The following is a 16,150-nucleotide window of genomic DNA, read 5'->3' as shown; positions in this document are numbered from 1 at the left end:
CCCATCACCGACCACTGACATCGGCGGGTACGCACCGATCCGCCGCCGGGTGCCGAGCCAGGAAGGACCGCCGCCGTGAGCGTCGAGAAGAAGACCGAGCAGCCGGAGCCAGCGACCGCCGAGGAGCTGACGGACCGCCAGCGCATGATCCTCGACACGATCCGCGAGGCGGTCGCCGCGCACGGCTATCCGCCGAGCATGCGCGAGATCGGCGAGGCGGTCGGCCTGACCAGCCCGTCGTCCGTCAAGCACCAGCTGGGCGTGCTCGAGCGCAAGGGCTACGTGCGGCGCGACCCGAACCGGCCCCGCGCGCTGGAGCTGACCGCCCGCGGCGTCCCGTCCCTCTCAGGCCCGATCGGCTCGGTGGACTCTGAGGGCCTCACGTCCGGAGCGCCCACGTACGTGCCCGTCGTCGGGCGCATCGCGGCCGGCGGGCCGATCCTGGCCGAGCAGAGCGTGGAGGACGTCTTCCCGCTCCCGCGTCAGCTCGTCGGGGACGGCGAGCTGTTCCTCCTCAAGGTGGTCGGCGAGTCCATGATCGACGCCGCCATCTGCGACGGCGACTGGGTCGTCGTGCGGCGTCAGCCGGTGGCGGAGAACGGCGAGGTGGTGGCCGCCATGATCGACGGCGAGGCGACCGTGAAGACCTTCCAGCACAAGGACGGCCACGTGTGGCTGCTGCCCCAGAACCCGGCCTTCTCCCCCATCCCCGGCGACGAGTCGCAGATCCTCGGCCGCGTCGTGACGGTGCTGCGCAGCCTCTAGGAGGTCAGAGCCCGAACTCGCGGATGACCGCCCGCACCGACTCGGCGCTGCGGCGCAGGCCGTCGCGCTCGTGCGGGGTCACGACGGGCACGAGGCGGCGCCCGACGCCGTCCTTGCCGACGATGCTGGGCACCGACAGGCACACGTCGGAGATCTCGAGGTAGTCCTCGAGCAGGGAGGACACGGACAGGACGCGCTGCTCGTCCCGCAGCACCGCCTCGATGATCCGGACGACGGCGAGGCCGACGGCGTAGTTGGTCGCCCCCTTGCCCTCGATGATGCGGTAGGCCGAGGTCACGACCTCCTCGGCGATGCGCGCCCGGACCGCCTCGTCGAGCAGGCGGCCGTCGGCGGTGAAGCCCCACTGCAGCAGCGGCACGGCGCCCACCATGGCCGAGCTCCACAGGGGGATCTCGGAATCGCCGTGCTCGCCGGCGATGTAGGCGTGGACGTTCTGCACCGCCACGCCGCACTCCCGGGCCACGAGGTAGCGGAGCCGGGACGTGTCGAGCACCGTGCCGGAGCCGAAGAACCGGTTCTCGGGCAGGCCGGAGATCTTCAGCCCCGCGTACGTCACCACGTCCACCGGGTTGGCCACCATGATGTAGGTCGCGCTCGGGGCGACAGCGGTCACGCGCGGGAGAAGATCGCGCATGATGCCGATGGTCGCGCCGGCGAGCTCGAGCCGCGACTGGCCGGGCTTCTGCTTGGCGCCTGCGGTGACGACCACGATGTCGGCGTCGGCGCAGATCTCGATGTCGTCGGAACCCGCCACGGTACCCATCGGGGTGAAGGCGATGCCGTGGGCGATGTCCAGCGCCTCGGCCTTGACCTTCTCCTTGTTCACGTCGTAAAGCACCACCTCGCGGGCGGCGCCACGCAGCAGGCAGGCGTAGGCGAGCGTGGACCCGACCGCTCCGGCGCCGACGATCGCCACCTTGCTCGGGCGCCGGTCCCCCGGCCGCGCCTCGCCCAGCAGCTCGCTGCGTCCGCCCACGTCGGCCTGCTCGCTCATGCTCATCTCCCAGCGTCTGTCGGGTTTCGTGCCGGTCCCTGCGGCAACACCCTAGGCGAGTGCCGGCGCTCCGGCAGAGAGGCGTCGCAGCGCCGCACGCGTGACCTCGCCGTCGTGGGTGCGCCACAGGGGCGGCATCGAGCGCGTCAGGAAGGTGCCGTACCGGGCCGTGGCGAGGCGCGGGTCGAGCACCGCGACCACCCCGCGGTCGGCGGTGGTGCGGACGAGCCGCCCGGCCCCCTGGGCGAGGAGGAGGGCGGCATGGGTGGCGGCGACCGTCATGAAGCCGTTGCCGCCCGCGGCCGCGACGACCTCGGACCGCGCCGACCTCACCGGGTCGTCCGGCCGGGGGAACGGGATGCGGTCGATCACGACCAGCCGGCACGTGGGCCCCGGCACGTCGACGCCCTGCCACAGCGAGAGCGTGCCCATCAGGCTGGTGGCCTCGTCGGCGGCGAAGGCGCGCACGAGCGTGGGCAGCTGGTCGTCGCCCTGGCACAGCACGGGCGTGTCCAGCTCCTCGCGCAGGCGCTCGGCGGCGGCCTCCGCCGCCCGCCGGGAGGAGAAGAGTCCGAGGGTCGCACCGCCGGCGGCGCGCACCAGCTCGACGAGCTCGGCGAGGGCCTGCTCGGACGTGCCGTCCCGGCCCGGCTGCGGCAGGTGACGGGCGATGTAGAGGATCCCCTGCCGGGGGTAGTCGAACGGGGAGCCGACGTCGAGCCCCTGCCACGGGGTCTCCCCGTCCAGCGTCAGGCCGAGGGAGCGGGCCATCGCGTCGAAGGTGCCGCCGAGGGTGAGCGTCGCCGAGGTGAGGACGGCGGCCCGGCCCGCGAGCAGGTTCGTGGCGACGGAGCCCGCGACGTCGAGGGGGGCGAGCCGCAGCCGCGGCTGCTCCAGGCCGCCGCGCGGGCGCTCGCACCACAGCACGTCCCGGCGCTGGGCGACACCGTCGCCGAGCAGACGTTCGGCGACCTCGAGCAGGACCACCATCGCCGAGCGTGCCATCGCACGCGCGCCGGCCTCCTCCGACTGGGCCCCGGCGTCGGGCTTCATCGCGCTCACCGCCTCGCGCGCCCCGGCCTCGACGAGGACGACGGCGTCCCGCAGCTCGGCGGGCAGGCCGTCCGGCAGCCGGCCCTCGGGGACGACCTCGAGCCGTGCCCGCAGCGCGGCCGCGGCGGCGTCCAGGGTGTCCAGGTTCACCCCGGCGTGCCGGCGCGCGAGCCGCGCGGTCCGCTCGACGACGCCGGCGCTGAGCTCGCCCGTCGCCTGGGCCGTGACCCGGTCGGCGAGCTCGTGCGCCTCGTCGACGACGAGCACGTCGTGCTCGGGCAGGACGTTCGGGGAGCCCGACGCCGCGATGCCGAGCATCGCGTGGTTCGTCACGACGACGTCCGCGTCGCGGGCCGCCTGCCGGGCCGCCTCGGGGAAGCACTCGGAGAGCATCGGGCACCTTCCGCCGAGGCACTCCATCTTCGTGACGGAGACCTGCCGCCACGCCCGTTCGCTCACCCCCGGCACGAGGTCGTCGCGGTCACCGGTCGTGGTCTCCTCGGCCCACTCCCGCAGCCGGAGCACCTGCTCGGCGAGGGTCGAGCGCCCGGCGGCGGGGCCCGGGTCCGCGCCGCCGGCGGGTGGTGGGGGCGCCGCGGGGTCGACGCCGGTGGCCGCGGACACCGTGAAGAGGCCGGGCTCCTCGTCCACCGGGTAGCCGCCGGCCACCTTGTGCCGGCACAGGTAGTTGTGCCACCCCTTGAGGAGGGCGACGTCGGGCCGTGCACCGGTCCGCGCGGCCACGACCTCCGCGACCCGGGGCGCGTCGTGGACGAGGACCTGGCGCTGGAGCGCGAGGGTCGCCGTCGAGACCACGGCCCGCCGGCCGGTGGTCACCGCGTGGGCGAGCGTGGGGACGAGGTAGGCGAGCGACTTGCCCGTGCCGGTGCCGGCCTGGACGAGCAGGTGCCGCTCCTCCTCCAGGGCCTCGGCCACGGCCCGGGCCATGCGCTGCTGACCCTCTCGCGGGGTGCCGCCCAGGGCGGCGACGGCGTCGGCGAGGAGGGCGTCGGTGTCAGGGGCGCCCACGTCAGGACGCCGAGCGGGCGGCGGGCGCCTCCCCGCCGTCGGCCACGGCGACGGCCCTGAGGTCGGCGGCCAGGTCCGGGTCCACCAGCGCGTGCAGGCGGGTGCCGCCGGCGACGTAGTGCTCGGCCTTGATCTCCCCGTCGGTGTGCGCGCGGGAGACGAGGTCGCCGCGCGAGTAGGGCACGACGACGTCGACCTCCTCGGTGGGCCGGGGCAGCAGCTCGGCGACACGTTCGGCGAGCTCCTCCACCCCCTCCCCCGTGCGGGCGGACACCACGACGGAGCCGGGGTACCGGGTCCGCAACGCGGCGAGGTCCTCCGGCGCGGCGAGGTCCGCCTTGTTCAGCACGATGAGCTCGGGCACGTCCGAGCCGCCGGGGATGTCCGCGACGACGGCGCGCACGGCCCGCACCTGCCCCTCGGGGTCGGGGTGCGCGGCGTCCACCACGTGCAGCAGCAGGTCCGCCTCGGCGACCTCCTCCAGGGTGGAGCGGAACGCCTCGACGAGCTCGGTCGGCAGCGAGCGGACGAAGCCGACGGTGTCGGTGAGGGTGTAGACGCGCCCGTCCGGGGTGGTGGCGCGCCGGACGGTCGGGTCCAGGGTGGCGAACAAGGCGTTCTGGACCAGCACACCGGCGCCGGTGAGGCGGTTGAGCAGCGAGGACTTGCCGGCGTTGGTGTAGCCGGCGATGGCGACCGAGGGGATCTGGTGGTGGCGGCGGGAGCCGCGCTTGGTCTCCCGGGCCGGCGCCATCTCCTTGATCTGCCGGCGCAGCCGTGCCATGCGGGTGCGGATGCGGCGGCGGTCGAGCTCGATCTTCGTCTCACCGGGCCCGCGGGAGCCGATGCCCTCACCACCGGCGACGCGTCCACCCGCCTGCCGGGACATGGACTCGCCCCAGCCGCGCAGGCGCGGGAGGAGGTACTCGAGCTGGGCGAGCTCCACCTGCGCCTTGCCCTCCCGTGACTTCGCGTGCTGGGCGAAGATGTCGAGGATGAGGGCGGTGCGGTCGATGACCTTGACCTGGACGATGTCCTCCAGGCTGCGGCGCTGGGAGGGGCTGAGGTCGCCGTCGACGATGACCGTGTCGGCCCCGACGGAGCGCACGAGCTCGGCGAGCTCGGCGGCCTTGCCGGAGCCGAGGTAGGTGCCGGGGTCCGGCGTCACGCGGCGCTGCAGCAGGCCGTCGAGGACCTCCGAGCCGGCGGTCTCCGCGAGCGCCGCGAGCTCGCGCAGCGAGACCTCCGCCATCTCGGCGGTGCCGGTCGACCAGAGGCCGACGAGCACGACGCGCTCGAGGCGCAGCTGCCGGTACTCGACCTCGGTGACGTCCTCGAGCTCGGTGGACAGGCCGGCGACCCTGCGCAGCGCCGCACGTTCCTCGCGCTCGAGCTGGTCGCCGTCGTGGTCGGACCCGGCCTCGGCGGCGTCGTCGGCCTGCAGGGCGGTCCCCTCGGTGGAGCGCAGCGAGCCGGCGCGGGCGAGGATGCGCGCGACCACGTCCTCAGCCGCCTGCTGGTCGCCGGGGTTCGGCTCCCGCTCCGCAGCGGTCGGGAGGTGGTGGTCGGTGCGGGTCATGGTGTCCTTCCGTCGGTACCCCTCAAGGGTCCCACGGCGCGCGGGGCGGAGCCATCCCTTTCCACACGGGGCGCACGCCCACCGGGTCCAGCGGCGTGGCGTGGACGGCGGGCAGCAGGCCCGCCGGCGGACGGGCGGCCGGCGGCCGGCGGACTGGCAGCCGACGACCGGCGGGCTGCCGTGCGGCGCGCCCGCCCGCCGAGCCGGTAGCGTTTCCGCGATGAGCGCGCCCGACCACTACTTCTCCGCCGAGCCGGCCTCCCCGGGCGAGCTGCGCCCCCTCAGGGTGCGACTGCGCGGGCGCGAGGTCACCGTCCAGGTCGCTGGCGGCGTCTTCTCGGGCGACCGGCTCGACCTCGGCACCCGCGTCCTGCTCGACGCGGTCGAGGACCCGCCTGCCACCGGCACTCTCGTGGACGTCGGGTGCGGGTGGGGCCCGCTGACGATCGCCATGGCCCAGGCGTCCCCTGCCGCGCGGGTGGTGGCGGTCGACGTCAACGCCCGTGCCCGCGACCTCACCGCCCGCAACGCCCGGTCCCTGGGGCTCGACAACGTCACCGTGGTGCATCCCGACGAGGCGCCGGCCCTGCTGGTCGACGGGATCGACGAGATCTGGTCCAACCCGCCGATCCGGATCGGCAAGGGCCCGCTCCACGAGCTGCTCCGGGAGTGGCTGGGGCGGCTGCGCCCCGACGGGCACGCCCAGCTGGTCGTGCAGCGGAACCTCGGCGCGGACTCGTTGCACCGCTGGCTCGCGGAGGAGCTCGGGACCGACGTCGTGCGCACCGCCAGCGCGAAGGGGTTCCGGGTGCTCACCGTGCGTCCCCGCGCCTGAGCCCGTCGGCACGGCACGCGGGCGGCGGTCCGCCCGCCGTGGTGGGCGTCAGTCCCCGCGCAGGACGACGTCGGCCGTCAGGACCGCCGGTCCGGTGAGCCACACCCGGTCGCCGGCGACCCGCACCGTCACCTCACCGCCCGGCACGAGCACACGCCACACGTCCGGTGCGCCCGCCCCGCCCCAGGCCCGCACCGCGAGCGCGGCCGCGCACGTGCCGGTGCCGCAGGACCGGGTCTCCCCGACGCCACGCTCGAGGACCCGCATCCGCACCGTGCCGACCGACGTGCCGGCGCCGTCGTCCTCGCCGAGCGGGACGACGAGCTCGAGGTTCGTGCCCTCGGGCGGCACCGGGTCGTACGTCGGTGGCAGCGTGAGCTGCGCGGCGGCGAGCGAGGCCTCGTCCGGAAGGGCGACGACGGTGTGCGGGTTCGGCACGGTGACGCGCAGGCCGGCCCGCGGGCCCTCGAGCCCGGGCACGTCGACGACGACGTCGTAGCCCTCCGCCTCGGCCTGGGGGCCGCCGGGCATGGTCCACACGCCCATGTCGACCGTGTACAGCTCTCCCTCGAGCGTGATCCGGCGCGGCCCGCCGCGCGTGCCGACGACGACGCTCGCACCGTCGGGAAGGTCGACGAGCCCGGAGACCCGCAGGTAGTGGGCGAAGACCCGCACCCCGTTGCCGCACATCTCGGCCAGCGAGCCATCGGCGTTGCGGTAGTCCATGAACCACTCGGCGGCCGGCTCCTCGGCGAGGACTGCGGCCCCCTCGGGCAGGGCGCGGGAACGCACCACCCGGATCAGCCCGTCCGCCCCGACGCCGGCGTGCCGGTCGCACACCGCGGCGACCTCCGCCGCACCGAGGGCGAGCTCGCCGTCGGGGTCGGGGACGAGCACGAAGTCGTTCTCCGTGCCGTGGCCGGTGGTCAGGGCGCGGCCCGCGAGCACGCCGAACGTGGGGGTCATAGGTGCAGGGTACGCAGGGCGGCGTCGCGCAGGCCCTCCGCGTCCGCCGTCGGCAGCCAGTGGATGCGGGGGTCGCGGCGGAACCACTTCTCCTGGCGGCGGGCGAGCTGGCGGGTGGCGACCGAGATCGCGCTCACGGCCTCCTCCTTGGTCATACGCCCCGCGAGCACGTCCGCAGCCTGCGCGTAGCCGACGGCACGGCGGGCGGTGACGCCCTCGGAGAGCCCCTGGCCCAGCAGCCGTTCGGTCTCCTCCAGCAGCCCCTGGGCCATCATCTGCTCCGTGCGGGCGGCGATCCGGGCGTCGAGCTCGGGGCGGGGGACGGCGATCGCGAGCTGGACGGCGGGGACGGCGTAGACGTGCTCCGGCAGGCTGGCGGAGTAGGGGCGGCCCGTGAGGGCGATGACCTCCAGGGCGCGGACCACCCGCCGGGTGTTGCGCGGGTCGATGCGGGCGGCGGCCTCCGGGTCCCGGGCCGCGAGCTCGTCGTGCAGCGGCCGGGTGCCCAGGCGCGCGGCCCGCTCCTCCAGCTCGGCGCGCACCGCGGGGTCGGTGCCCGGGAAGTCGAGGTGATCGAGCACGGCCCGCAGGTACAGCCCGGATCCGCCGACCAGCACCGGCACCTTCCCCCGGCCCCGGACGGCGGCGATGTCGGCGCGCGCGGCCTCCTGGTAGGCGGCCACCCGCGCCTCCTCGGTGACGTCCAGGACGTCGAGCTGGTGGTGGACGACGCCGCGCCGCTCCCCCGGCGGCAGCTTCGCCGTCCCGACGTCCATGCCGCGGTAGAGCTGCATCGCGTCCGCGTTGACGATCTCCACGGCGTCCGGACCGCCCAGCGCCTCCGCCAGGTCGAGGGCGAGGGCGGACTTGCCGGTGGCAGTCATGCCGACGACGGCGAGCACCTCCGGCTCACGCGCTCCGCTGACCTGCACGTCCGCCAACCTACCGCCCCGGACGGCGGCCGGCCGCGCACCCGGGGGCGGCGCTGCTAGCGACGGCAGGCACCTCGCGCGGTTAGTCTCGATACATGGCACCGCCCGGCACGTTCGACGACGGACGGACGCCGCTCGGCCCCGTGCGGGCGGACGGCGTGGCGGGGGCGCGGGCGGCCCGGGACGTGGTGCTGCCGCTGACCCGCACGCGGGTGGCGGACGCGCTGACCGAGCTGGGCTACCCGCTGTTCCGGGACGCCGCGGGCGACCTGGGCGCCATGTGGGCGCAGGCCGTCTTCCACCTATACCTCCTGGGCAAGGACGAGTCCGTCCTCCAGGTGCGCGGCTCCTGGCACCGGCGCCTGGCCATCGAGCGCCTGCCCGAGGTGCTGACGTTGCTGGACTCCTGGAACCGGGAGTTCGTGGGCCCGAAGTGCTACGTCCGGGTGCTCGACGACGGGCTGCTCTCCGTCGTCGCCGAGTCCTCGGTCCCGCTCGCCTCGGGGGTCAGCGACAACCAGCTCGTCCGCCTGATCGAACGCGGCGTGGGGCAGGGCATGCGGGTGATGCGTGACCTCGAGGAGCTCTACCCCGACCCCGCCGCGCGCGCCCCGGGGGCGTCATGATGAGCTGGCTGCGCCGCCGGCGCAGGCCGGCACCGGCGCCCCGGACCGCACCGCGCGGCGCCCGGCCGGACACGACGACCCGCCCGCCGGCCCTCCTGCGCCGGCGCGCCGAGACCACCGAGCCGGTCACGCCCGGGCGCCTGCGGGACGTGGTGGTGGCTCGCGGCTACCACGTGCGGGTGGAACCGGACGCCTCGCTCACCGGGCTGTGGGACGGCTACCCGTTCCAGCTGCGCCTGACGGGCGCGTCGCAGGACTATCTCAGCGTGCTGGGCACCTGGGGACGCGAGGTGCCCGAGGAGATGCGCGGCGCCGTCGCCCAGGCGGTCAACGACTGGAACCGCGACAAGATCTGGCCGACCGTCTTCACCTTCACGGACGAGTCCGGCACGACCGTGCGCACCGAGATCCTCGCCGACGTCGGCGGGGGCTCCACCGACCGCCAGCTCGTCGAGCTCGTGGAGGCGGGGCTCTCGGCGGGGGTGCAGTTCTTCCAGGCGCTGGGCGGCTCCATGCCCCCGCCGCACGAGCCGTCGCCGGAGATCTGAGCGCGGCGGCTCAGCGGCGCAGCGTGGGCATGCCCAGCGTGACGGGCCCGGCGGGTGCGGGCTCGCCGTGGGGGTGGGCCTCCTCGACCAGGCCCGCCCGCCGTGCCCACGCGTCACCCGCACGGGTACGGCGCATCGCGTAGGTCCCGCCGGTGAGCGCGGAGTCGGCCACGAGGTGGTGCGGGGCGCCGTGGGTGACGTCGACGGTGAGCATGTCGCCCGGTCGGGGACGCTCGCTCTCCGGCAGCCCTGCCGGCAGCGCCACGTGCACCAGGCGGTTGTCGGCGGCGCGGCCGGTCACCCGGTGGGTGGCGCCGTCCTTGCGACCCTCGCCCTCGGCGACCAGGACGTCGACGGTACGGCCGACCTGAGCCTCGTTCTCCTCGGTGGAGATCCGCTGCTGGAGCGCCGCGAGCCGCTGGTAGCGCTCGGTGACGACCTCCGCGGGCACCTGCGGCAGGTCCGCTGCGGGGGTGCCCGGCCGCGGGGAGTACTGGAAGGTGAACGCGGAGGAGAACCGGGACGCCTCGACGACGTCGAGGGTGGCCTGGAAGTCCTCCTCGGTCTCCCCCGGGAAACCGACGATGATGTCCGTGGTGATGGCGGCGTCGGGGATGGCGGCGCGCACCCGGTCGATGATGCCGAGGTACTTCGCCTGGCGGTACGAGCGGCGCATCGCCCGGAGCACGGTGTCGGAGCCGGACTGCAGGGGCATGTGCAGGCTCGGCATGACGTTGGGCGTCTGGGCCATGGCGTCGATGACGTCGTCCGTGAACGCAGCGGGGTGCGGCGAGGTGAACCGGACCCGCTCGAGCCCCTCGACCCGGCCGCAGGCACGCAGCAGCTTCGCGAACGCACCGCGGTCCCCGAAGCCGACGCCGTAGCTGTTGACGTTCTGGCCCAGCAGGGTCACCTCGATGGCCCCCTGGGCGACGACGGCCTCGACCTCGGCCAGCACGTCGCCCGGCCGGCGGTCGCGCTCCTTGCCGCGCAGGTGCGGGACGATGCAGAACGTGCAGGTGTTGTTGCAGCCCACCGAGATGGAGACGAACGCCGCGTAGGCGGACTCGCGGCGGGTGGGCAGGGTGGACGGGAAGACCTTCAGGGACTCCTCGATCTCCACCTGCGCCTCGGCGTTGTGGCGGGCGCGCTCCAGCAGCGCGGGCAGCACGTCGAGGTTGTGGGTGCCCAGGACGACGTCGACCCACGGCGCCTTCTCCACGATGCCCTCACGCATCTGCTGCGCGAGGCATCCGCCGACGGCGATCTGCATCCCGGGCCGGGTCCGCTTCACCGAGGCGAGCTGGCCGAGGTTGCCGAACAGCCGGGTGGCCGCGTTCTCGCGCACGGAGCAGGTGTTGATGATGACGACGTCGGCACCTCCGTCTCCCGCCTCGGTCGCCCGCGCGGCGGCCTCGGGGACGTCGGCGACCGGGACGTAGCCCCGCTCCTCGAGCATGCCGGCGAGGCGCTCGGAGTCGTGGACGTTCATCTGGCAACCGAGCGTCCGCACCAGATAGGTGCGGCGGTCGGCCTGCTGCACGGGGGCGACGGCGGAGGTGAGAGACATGGTGGACAAAGTGTAGGCGGGCCGAAAGACGCCCGTTCACGCCCGTTCGTTTCCACTCTGTTACCGGCACGGGCCGCTGCGGGGGCCTCGGCACGTTAGGTTGACCTCCATGACGGAACCGAACGAGACCTCCCTCACAACGCCGGCGGGAGGTCCGGGGGCTGCCCGGGGCGAGCCGCTGGTCGTGCTGACCGACGTGAACAAGCACTTCGGTGAGCTGCACGTCCTGAAGGACATCAACCTCACGGTCACGCGCGGCGAGGTGGTCGTCGTCATCGGGCCCTCCGGGTCCGGCAAGTCGACCCTGTGCCGGGCGATCAACCGGCTGGAGCCGATCGACCGCGGCACCATCGAGATCGACGGCCAGAAGCTCCCCGAGGAGGGCAAGCAGCTGGCCCAGCTGCGGGCCGACGTCGGGATGGTGTTCCAGTCCTTCAACCTCTTCGCGCACAAGTCGATCCTCGACAACGTCACCCTGGGGCCCATCAAGGCCAAGGGGGTCAAGCCGTCCGAGGCGAAGGACCGTGCGATGGCGCTGCTGGAGCGCGTGGGGGTGGCGAACCAGGCGGGCAAGTACCCGGCGCAGCTCTCCGGCGGCCAGCAGCAGCGCGTCGCGATCGCGAGAGCGCTGGCGATGCAGCCCAAGGTGATGCTCTTCGACGAGCCCACCTCGGCGCTGGACCCCGAGATGATCACCGAGGTCCTCGACGTCATGACCGCGCTCGCCCGCGACGGCATGACGATGGTCGTCGTCACCCACGAGATGGGCTTCGCCCGCAAGGCGGCCGACCGCGTGATCTTCATGGACGCCGGACAGATCGTCGAGGAGAACTCGCCCGAGGAGTTCTTCACCAACCCCCGGTCCATGCGGGCCCAGGACTTCCTCTCCAAGCTGCTCAGCCACTGAAGCGCACCACCAGACCGATCCCCCGGGCGGGGGACCAACCCGAAGGAGACGACATGCGAGCCACACGCAAGGCCGGATTCGCCGCCATGACCCTGGCCGCCGCGATGGCCCTGACCGCCTGCTCGGCCGGCGAGCCGGGCGACACGGAGGAGCCGGGCGGTGACGGCACCGGCACCGCGGGCGGTGGCGGCGAGACCATCACCATCGGCATCAAGTTCGACCAGCCCGGCCTCGGCCTCCAGGAGGGCTCCGAGTACACCGGCTTCGACGTCGACGTCGCCAAGTACGTCGCCGAGAAGCTCGGCTACGCCGAGGAGAACATCAAGTTCGTCGAGTCCGTCTCCGCCCAGCGCGAGACGCTGCTCGAGAACGGCCAGGTCGACATGATCTTCGCGACGTACTCCATCACGGACGCCCGCAAGGAGCGCGTGGCCTTCGCCGGACCGTACTTCGTGGCCGGCCAGGACCTGCTGGTTGCCGCCGACAACTCCGACATCACCGGCCCCGACACCCTGGACGGCAAGGTGCTGTGCTCGGTGGAGGGCTCGACGTCGGCCGAGCGCATCCGCGACGAGCACTCCGAGGGTGTCGAGCTCTACCCGGCACAGACGTACTCCGAGTGCGTGGAGCTGCTCTCCGCGGGCAACGTCGACGCGGTGACCACGGACGACGTCATCCTCGCGGGCTACGCCGCCCAGCCGGAGTACGAGGGTCAGTTCAAGGTCGTCGGCAACCCGTTCTCCGAGGAGAACTACGGCGTCGGCCTCCCCAAGGACAACGACGTCTGCGAGGACGTCAACGCCGCCATCACCGAGATGGTCGACGACGGCACCTGGGAGGAACTCATCAAGAAGAACGTCGGCGACAACTTCAAGTGGAACGAGGAGCTCAACCCGCCGGAGCCCCAGCCCTGCGCCTGAGCGCTTCGTCAGGTGCCCGGGGCCGACGGCCCCGGGCACCGCGCGTCCGGCCGCGCCCGAGCGGCAGGAAGGAGACCTGAGTGAGCGGCTACCTGGCCGACATGGCCGAGCTCCTCGGCACGTACAACATCCTCGGAGCGTTCTGGGTCAACATCCAGCTGACCTTCTGGTCGGCCGTGCTCGCGTTCATCATCGGCACGGTGCTCGCCGTCATGCGCGTCTCCCCTGCGCCGAGCCTGCGCTGGGCGGGCGCGATGTACGTCAACATCGTGCGCAACACGCCGCTGACGCTCATCATCCTCGGGTGCTCCCTCGGGCTGTGGGGCCAGCTGGGGGTCATCCTGGCGAGCAACGAGGCCGGGCGGGTCGACATCACCGCCAACAGCTTCCGCCTGGCGGTCCTGGGCCTGTCCGTCTACACCGCCGCGTTCGTCTGCGAGTCGCTGCGCTCCGGTGTCAACACCGTCCCGGCGGGCCAGGCCGAGGCCGCCCGCGCGATCGGCCTCGGCTTCGGGCAGTCGATGCGGATGATCATCCTTCCGCAGGCGATCCGCGGGGCGATCGCCCCGCTGGGCAACACGCTCATCGCGCTCGCGAAGAACACGACGGTCGCCCAGGCCGCCGGCGTGGTCCAGGCCGCCTCGGTGATGCTCACGATGATCGAGTTCCGGCCCGACCTCATGGTCGCGATCTTCCTCGTGGTCGCCCTCGGCTGGGTCGTCATCGTCCTGCCGATCGGCCTCGTGACCACCTACCTCTCCCGCCGCCTGGGGGTCGCCCGATGAGCTCCGTCCTCTTCGACGCGCCGGGTCCCCGGACCCGTCGCCGCATCGCCGCCGTGAACGTCGTCGGCGCCGTCATCGTCCTCGGGGTCCTCGCGTGGGTGCTCTGGGGCCTGGCCGGGAAAGGCCAGCTGGCCGCAGCCAAGTGGAATCCCTTCGTCACCGAGTCGGTGTGGGTGGACTACCTGCTCGTCGGCCTGTGGAACACGCTCCGCGCGGCCGCCGTCTCCATCGTCGCAGCCAACGTCTTCGGCCTGCTCTTCGGCCTGGGCCGGCTGGCTCAGTCACGCCTGGTGCGTGGGGTCAGCGGCACCGTGGTGGAGTTCTTCCGCGCCGTCCCGGTGCTGATCATGATGATCTTCTTCTGGAACGTCTTCTCCTACGTCCCGGGACCGTGGGAGGGGCAGGCGCCGTTCTACGGCGTCGTCGTCGGCCTCACGCTGTACAACGGCTCCGTCATCGCGGAGCTCGTGCGCTCGGGCGTGCACAACCTGCCGCGCGGGCAGCGGGAGGCCGGCCTGGCGATCGGCCTGACCCCGTCCAAGAGCCTGCGGCTCGTGGAGGTGCCGCAGGCGCTGATCGCGATGATGCCGTCGATGATCAGCCAGCTCGTCGTGATCCTGAAGGACACCGCCCTCGGCTACATCATCACCTACAGCGAGCTGCTCCGGTCCGCGCGGCTCGTGGGGTCCACCTTCGCCAACTACATCCCTGCCCTGATCGTCGCAGCCGTGATCTTCATCGTCATCAACTACACCCTCACCTGGGTGGCCGAGCGCGTGGCCCGGCGCCTCAGCTCCCGCACCGCGGGCACGACCCGCCCGGCCGGCCCCGCGACCGCGGACGCCGGCGAGTGAGCGGCACGCACGAGGGTGCGGTGGTGGCGGTCGACCACCTCACCAAGACGTTCGGCGCGGTCCGGGCGGTGGACGACCTGTCCTTCACGGCCCGCCCGGGCCGCGTGACCGGTTTCCTGGGCCCCAACGGGGCCGGCAAGACCACCACCCTGCGCATCCTCCTCGGGCTGGTCCGGGCGACGTCCGGCACGGCCACCGTCGGCGGCCGGCGCTACGGCGAGCTCACCCGGCCGATGCGCTCGGTCGGGGCGGCGCTGGAGGCCGCAAGCTTCCACCCGGGCCGCAGCGCGCTGGACCACCTGCGTGTGTACGCCCCCCAGGTGGGCGTCGACGACGCCCGGTGCCGGGAGGTGCTCGACCTGGTGGGTCTCGGCCCTGTCGCGGACCGCCGTGTCGGCGGGTTCTCCCTCGGCATGCGCCAGCGGCTCGGCCTGGCCACCACGCTGCTGGGCGACCCCGGCGTGCTGATCCTCGACGAGCCCGCCAACGGCCTGGACCCCGAGGGCATCGCGTGGCTGCGGGCTCTCCTGCGGCACCTCGCCGGCGAGGGGCGCACGGTGCTGGTCTCGAGCCACGTGCTCTCGGAGGTCCAGCAGACCGTCGACGACGTGGTGATCATCGCCCGCGGAACCCTGGTGCACCAGTCCTCCCTGGCCGAGCTCGCGGCGCTGTCGGAACCGAGCGTGCGCGTGGTCTCTCCCGACGCCGCACGCCTGGACGAGCTGATCGCCTCGGCCGGGTGGACCGATCGCGTGGCCCGGAACGGGTCGCCGGGCGTCGCGGTGCTGCGGCGCGTGAGCGCGGCGGAGATCGGCGCGCGGGCCTTCGCCGCGGGGCTGGAGATCCACGAGCTCGCCACGCGGGAGGCCGGGCTCGAGGACACGTTCCTCCGGCTCGTCGGGGAAGGGCCCGCCGGCGGGGCGACGCAGGGCGGTGCCCGTTGATCGACGCCCTGCGGACGGAGCACCGCAAGCTCGTCACGACACGGCTGTGGTGGGTGCTGCTGCTGACGATGGCCGGGTACATGGCCTTTCTCGCCGGGGTGATGGCGTTCGTGCTGGCGGAGGCGCCGGGGTCGATGGGCACCGGGGTGCCGGCGTCCGAGCCGGCCCCGCCGATGTCCCCGGAGCAGGTGGCCAGCACCGTCTACACCCTCGCCACCTCGCTCGGCTACGTCTTCCCCGTTATCGTCGGCGCGCTCGCCATGACTGGCGAGTTCCGGCACCAGACGATCACGCCGAGCCTGCTGGCCGAGCCGCGGCGCAACGTCTTCCTCGCCGCGAAGATGCTCTCCAGCGTCGCGGTCGGCCTGCTGTTCGGCGTCGTCGGGACGCTCGCCACCGTCGGTGCCGGCGCGGCAGTCCTCGCGCTGCTCGGCGAGCCGTCGTACCTGACCGAGCCCACGGTGCTGCGCAGCGCCGGCCTGTCCGTCCTCGCCCTGACGGTGTGGACCGTGGTCGGCGTCGGGTTCGGGACGCTGCTGACGAACCAGGTCGCCGCCGTGGTGGTGCTGCTGGCGTTCACCCAGTTCGTCGAGCCGGTCCTGCGGATCGTGCTCGGACAGGTGGAGCTGCTCGAGGGGGTCTCGAAGTTCCTTCCGGGCGCCGCCGGGGAGGCCATCACGGGCAGCTCGTTCTACGCCGACTCCGGCATGGCCGCGGGGCTGCTGCCGTCGTGGGCGGGCCTGCTGGTCCTCCTGGGGTACGCGCTGGTCCTCGCGCTGGCCGGGCGCCTCACCACCCTGCGGCGCGACATCACCTGAGGGG

The 16,150-nt window shown here is 73.6% G+C and carries 16 protein-coding genes; 10 read left to right on the top strand and 6 right to left on the bottom strand.

What is annotated here, in order from left to right; translation table 11 throughout:
* Positions 1-75 precede the first annotated feature (75 nt).
* Positions 76-765 carry a transcriptional repressor LexA gene (gene lexA / locus ABD774_RS05785; protein WP_345038664.1) on the top strand — a complete coding sequence of 230 codons (690 nt, stop codon included), beginning with the start codon at positions 76-78 and terminating at the stop codon, positions 763-765.
* 4 nt (positions 766-769) lie between these two features.
* On the opposite strand, the gene ABD774_RS05780 is transcribed toward lexA, so the two are convergent.
* Genes ABD774_RS05780 through hflX form a run of 3 tightly spaced genes read right to left on the bottom strand, consistent with a single transcriptional unit; the run spans position 770 to position 5,441 of the window.
* Complete coding sequence (locus tag ABD774_RS05780; RefSeq protein WP_345038661.1) at positions 770-1,780, bottom strand: L-lactate dehydrogenase; 1,011 nt, start codon at positions 1,778-1,780, stop codon at positions 770-772.
* 51 nt (positions 1,781-1,831) lie between these two features.
* Positions 1,832-3,862, bottom strand: coding sequence for an ATP-dependent DNA helicase (locus tag ABD774_RS05775; RefSeq protein WP_345038659.1), 2,031 nt, complete (start codon positions 3,860-3,862; stop codon positions 1,832-1,834).
* Position 3,863: 1 nt separating this feature from the next.
* A complete protein-coding gene (gene hflX / locus ABD774_RS05770) occupies positions 3,864-5,441 on the bottom strand; it encodes a GTPase HflX (RefSeq protein WP_345038657.1) in 1,578 nt (525 codons plus the stop codon).
* Between the two features lie 220 nt (positions 5,442-5,661).
* On the opposite strand from hflX, the gene ABD774_RS05765 reads away from it, so the two are divergent.
* The gene (locus ABD774_RS05765; protein WP_345038655.1) at positions 5,662-6,276 is read left to right on the top strand and encodes a class I SAM-dependent methyltransferase; all 615 of its coding nucleotides are present in this window, start codon (positions 5,662-5,664) and stop codon (positions 6,274-6,276) included.
* A gap of 48 nt (positions 6,277-6,324) precedes the next feature.
* Here ABD774_RS05765 and dapF read toward each other — a convergent pair whose 3' ends face one another.
* Both dapF and miaA read right to left on the bottom strand, forming a co-directional pair.
* Positions 6,325-7,242, bottom strand: a complete 918-nt coding sequence (gene dapF / locus ABD774_RS05760) for a diaminopimelate epimerase (protein ID WP_345038652.1) — start codon at positions 7,240-7,242, stop codon at positions 6,325-6,327.
* Positions 7,239-8,174, bottom strand: a complete 936-nt coding sequence (gene miaA / locus ABD774_RS05755) for a tRNA (adenosine(37)-N6)-dimethylallyltransferase MiaA (protein ID WP_345038650.1) — start codon at positions 8,172-8,174, stop codon at positions 7,239-7,241. The genes dapF and miaA overlap by 4 nt, the downstream gene beginning before the upstream one ends.
* 95 nt (positions 8,175-8,269) lie before the next feature.
* Between miaA and ABD774_RS05750 the strand changes: the two genes are divergently transcribed.
* Together ABD774_RS05750 and ABD774_RS05745 are read left to right on the top strand one after the other, a co-directional pair.
* Entirely contained in the window at positions 8,270-8,800 is a 531-nt protein-coding gene (locus ABD774_RS05750; RefSeq protein WP_345038647.1) for a type III secretion system chaperone family protein, read from the top strand.
* Positions 8,800-9,348 (top strand): type III secretion system chaperone family protein, encoded by a 549-nt coding sequence (locus ABD774_RS05745; RefSeq protein ID WP_345038645.1) that lies wholly within the window; start codon positions 8,800-8,802, stop codon positions 9,346-9,348. Before ABD774_RS05750 ends, ABD774_RS05745 begins: the two co-directional genes overlap by 1 nt.
* Positions 9,349-9,358: 10 nt before the next feature.
* On the opposite strand, the gene miaB is transcribed toward ABD774_RS05745, so the two are convergent.
* Positions 9,359-10,918 carry a tRNA (N6-isopentenyl adenosine(37)-C2)-methylthiotransferase MiaB gene (miaB, locus tag ABD774_RS05740; protein WP_345038642.1) on the bottom strand — a complete coding sequence of 520 codons (1,560 nt, stop codon included), beginning with the start codon at positions 10,916-10,918 and terminating at the stop codon, positions 9,359-9,361.
* 109 nt (positions 10,919-11,027) lie between these two features.
* Here miaB and ABD774_RS05735 point away from each other — a divergent pair, with 109 nt between their 5' ends.
* From ABD774_RS05735 to ABD774_RS05710, 6 genes are all read left to right on the top strand, one after another.
* Positions 11,028-11,825: an amino acid ABC transporter ATP-binding protein gene (locus tag ABD774_RS05735; protein WP_425554477.1), complete on the top strand. Its 798-nt coding sequence runs from the start codon at positions 11,028-11,030 to the stop codon at positions 11,823-11,825.
* Positions 11,826-11,878: 53 nt separating this feature from the next.
* Positions 11,879-12,745, top strand: a complete 867-nt coding sequence (locus tag ABD774_RS05730) for a glutamate ABC transporter substrate-binding protein (RefSeq protein WP_345038640.1) — start codon at positions 11,879-11,881, stop codon at positions 12,743-12,745.
* A gap of 80 nt (positions 12,746-12,825) precedes the next feature.
* Positions 12,826-13,530, top strand: a complete 705-nt coding sequence (locus tag ABD774_RS05725) for an amino acid ABC transporter permease (protein ID WP_425554476.1) — start codon at positions 12,826-12,828, stop codon at positions 13,528-13,530.
* Positions 13,527-14,384: an amino acid ABC transporter permease gene (locus ABD774_RS05720; RefSeq protein WP_345038638.1), complete on the top strand. Its 858-nt coding sequence runs from the start codon at positions 13,527-13,529 to the stop codon at positions 14,382-14,384. The genes ABD774_RS05725 and ABD774_RS05720 overlap by 4 nt, the downstream gene beginning before the upstream one ends.
* A complete protein-coding gene (locus tag ABD774_RS05715) occupies positions 14,381-15,328 on the top strand; it encodes an ATP-binding cassette domain-containing protein (protein ID WP_345038635.1) in 948 nt (315 codons plus the stop codon). Before ABD774_RS05720 ends, ABD774_RS05715 begins: the two co-directional genes overlap by 4 nt.
* Entirely contained in the window at positions 15,325-16,146 is an 822-nt protein-coding gene (locus ABD774_RS05710; protein ID WP_345038633.1) for an ABC transporter permease subunit, read from the top strand. Before ABD774_RS05715 ends, ABD774_RS05710 begins: the two co-directional genes overlap by 4 nt.
* The last annotated feature ends 4 nt before the right edge of the window (positions 16,147-16,150 follow it).

Origin of the sequence: Georgenia daeguensis, assembly GCF_039537705.1 — a bacterium.
GTDB lineage: Bacteria > Actinomycetota > Actinomycetes > Actinomycetales > Actinomycetaceae > Georgenia > Georgenia daeguensis.
This window is presented reverse-complemented; position numbering and strand designations above follow the sequence as displayed.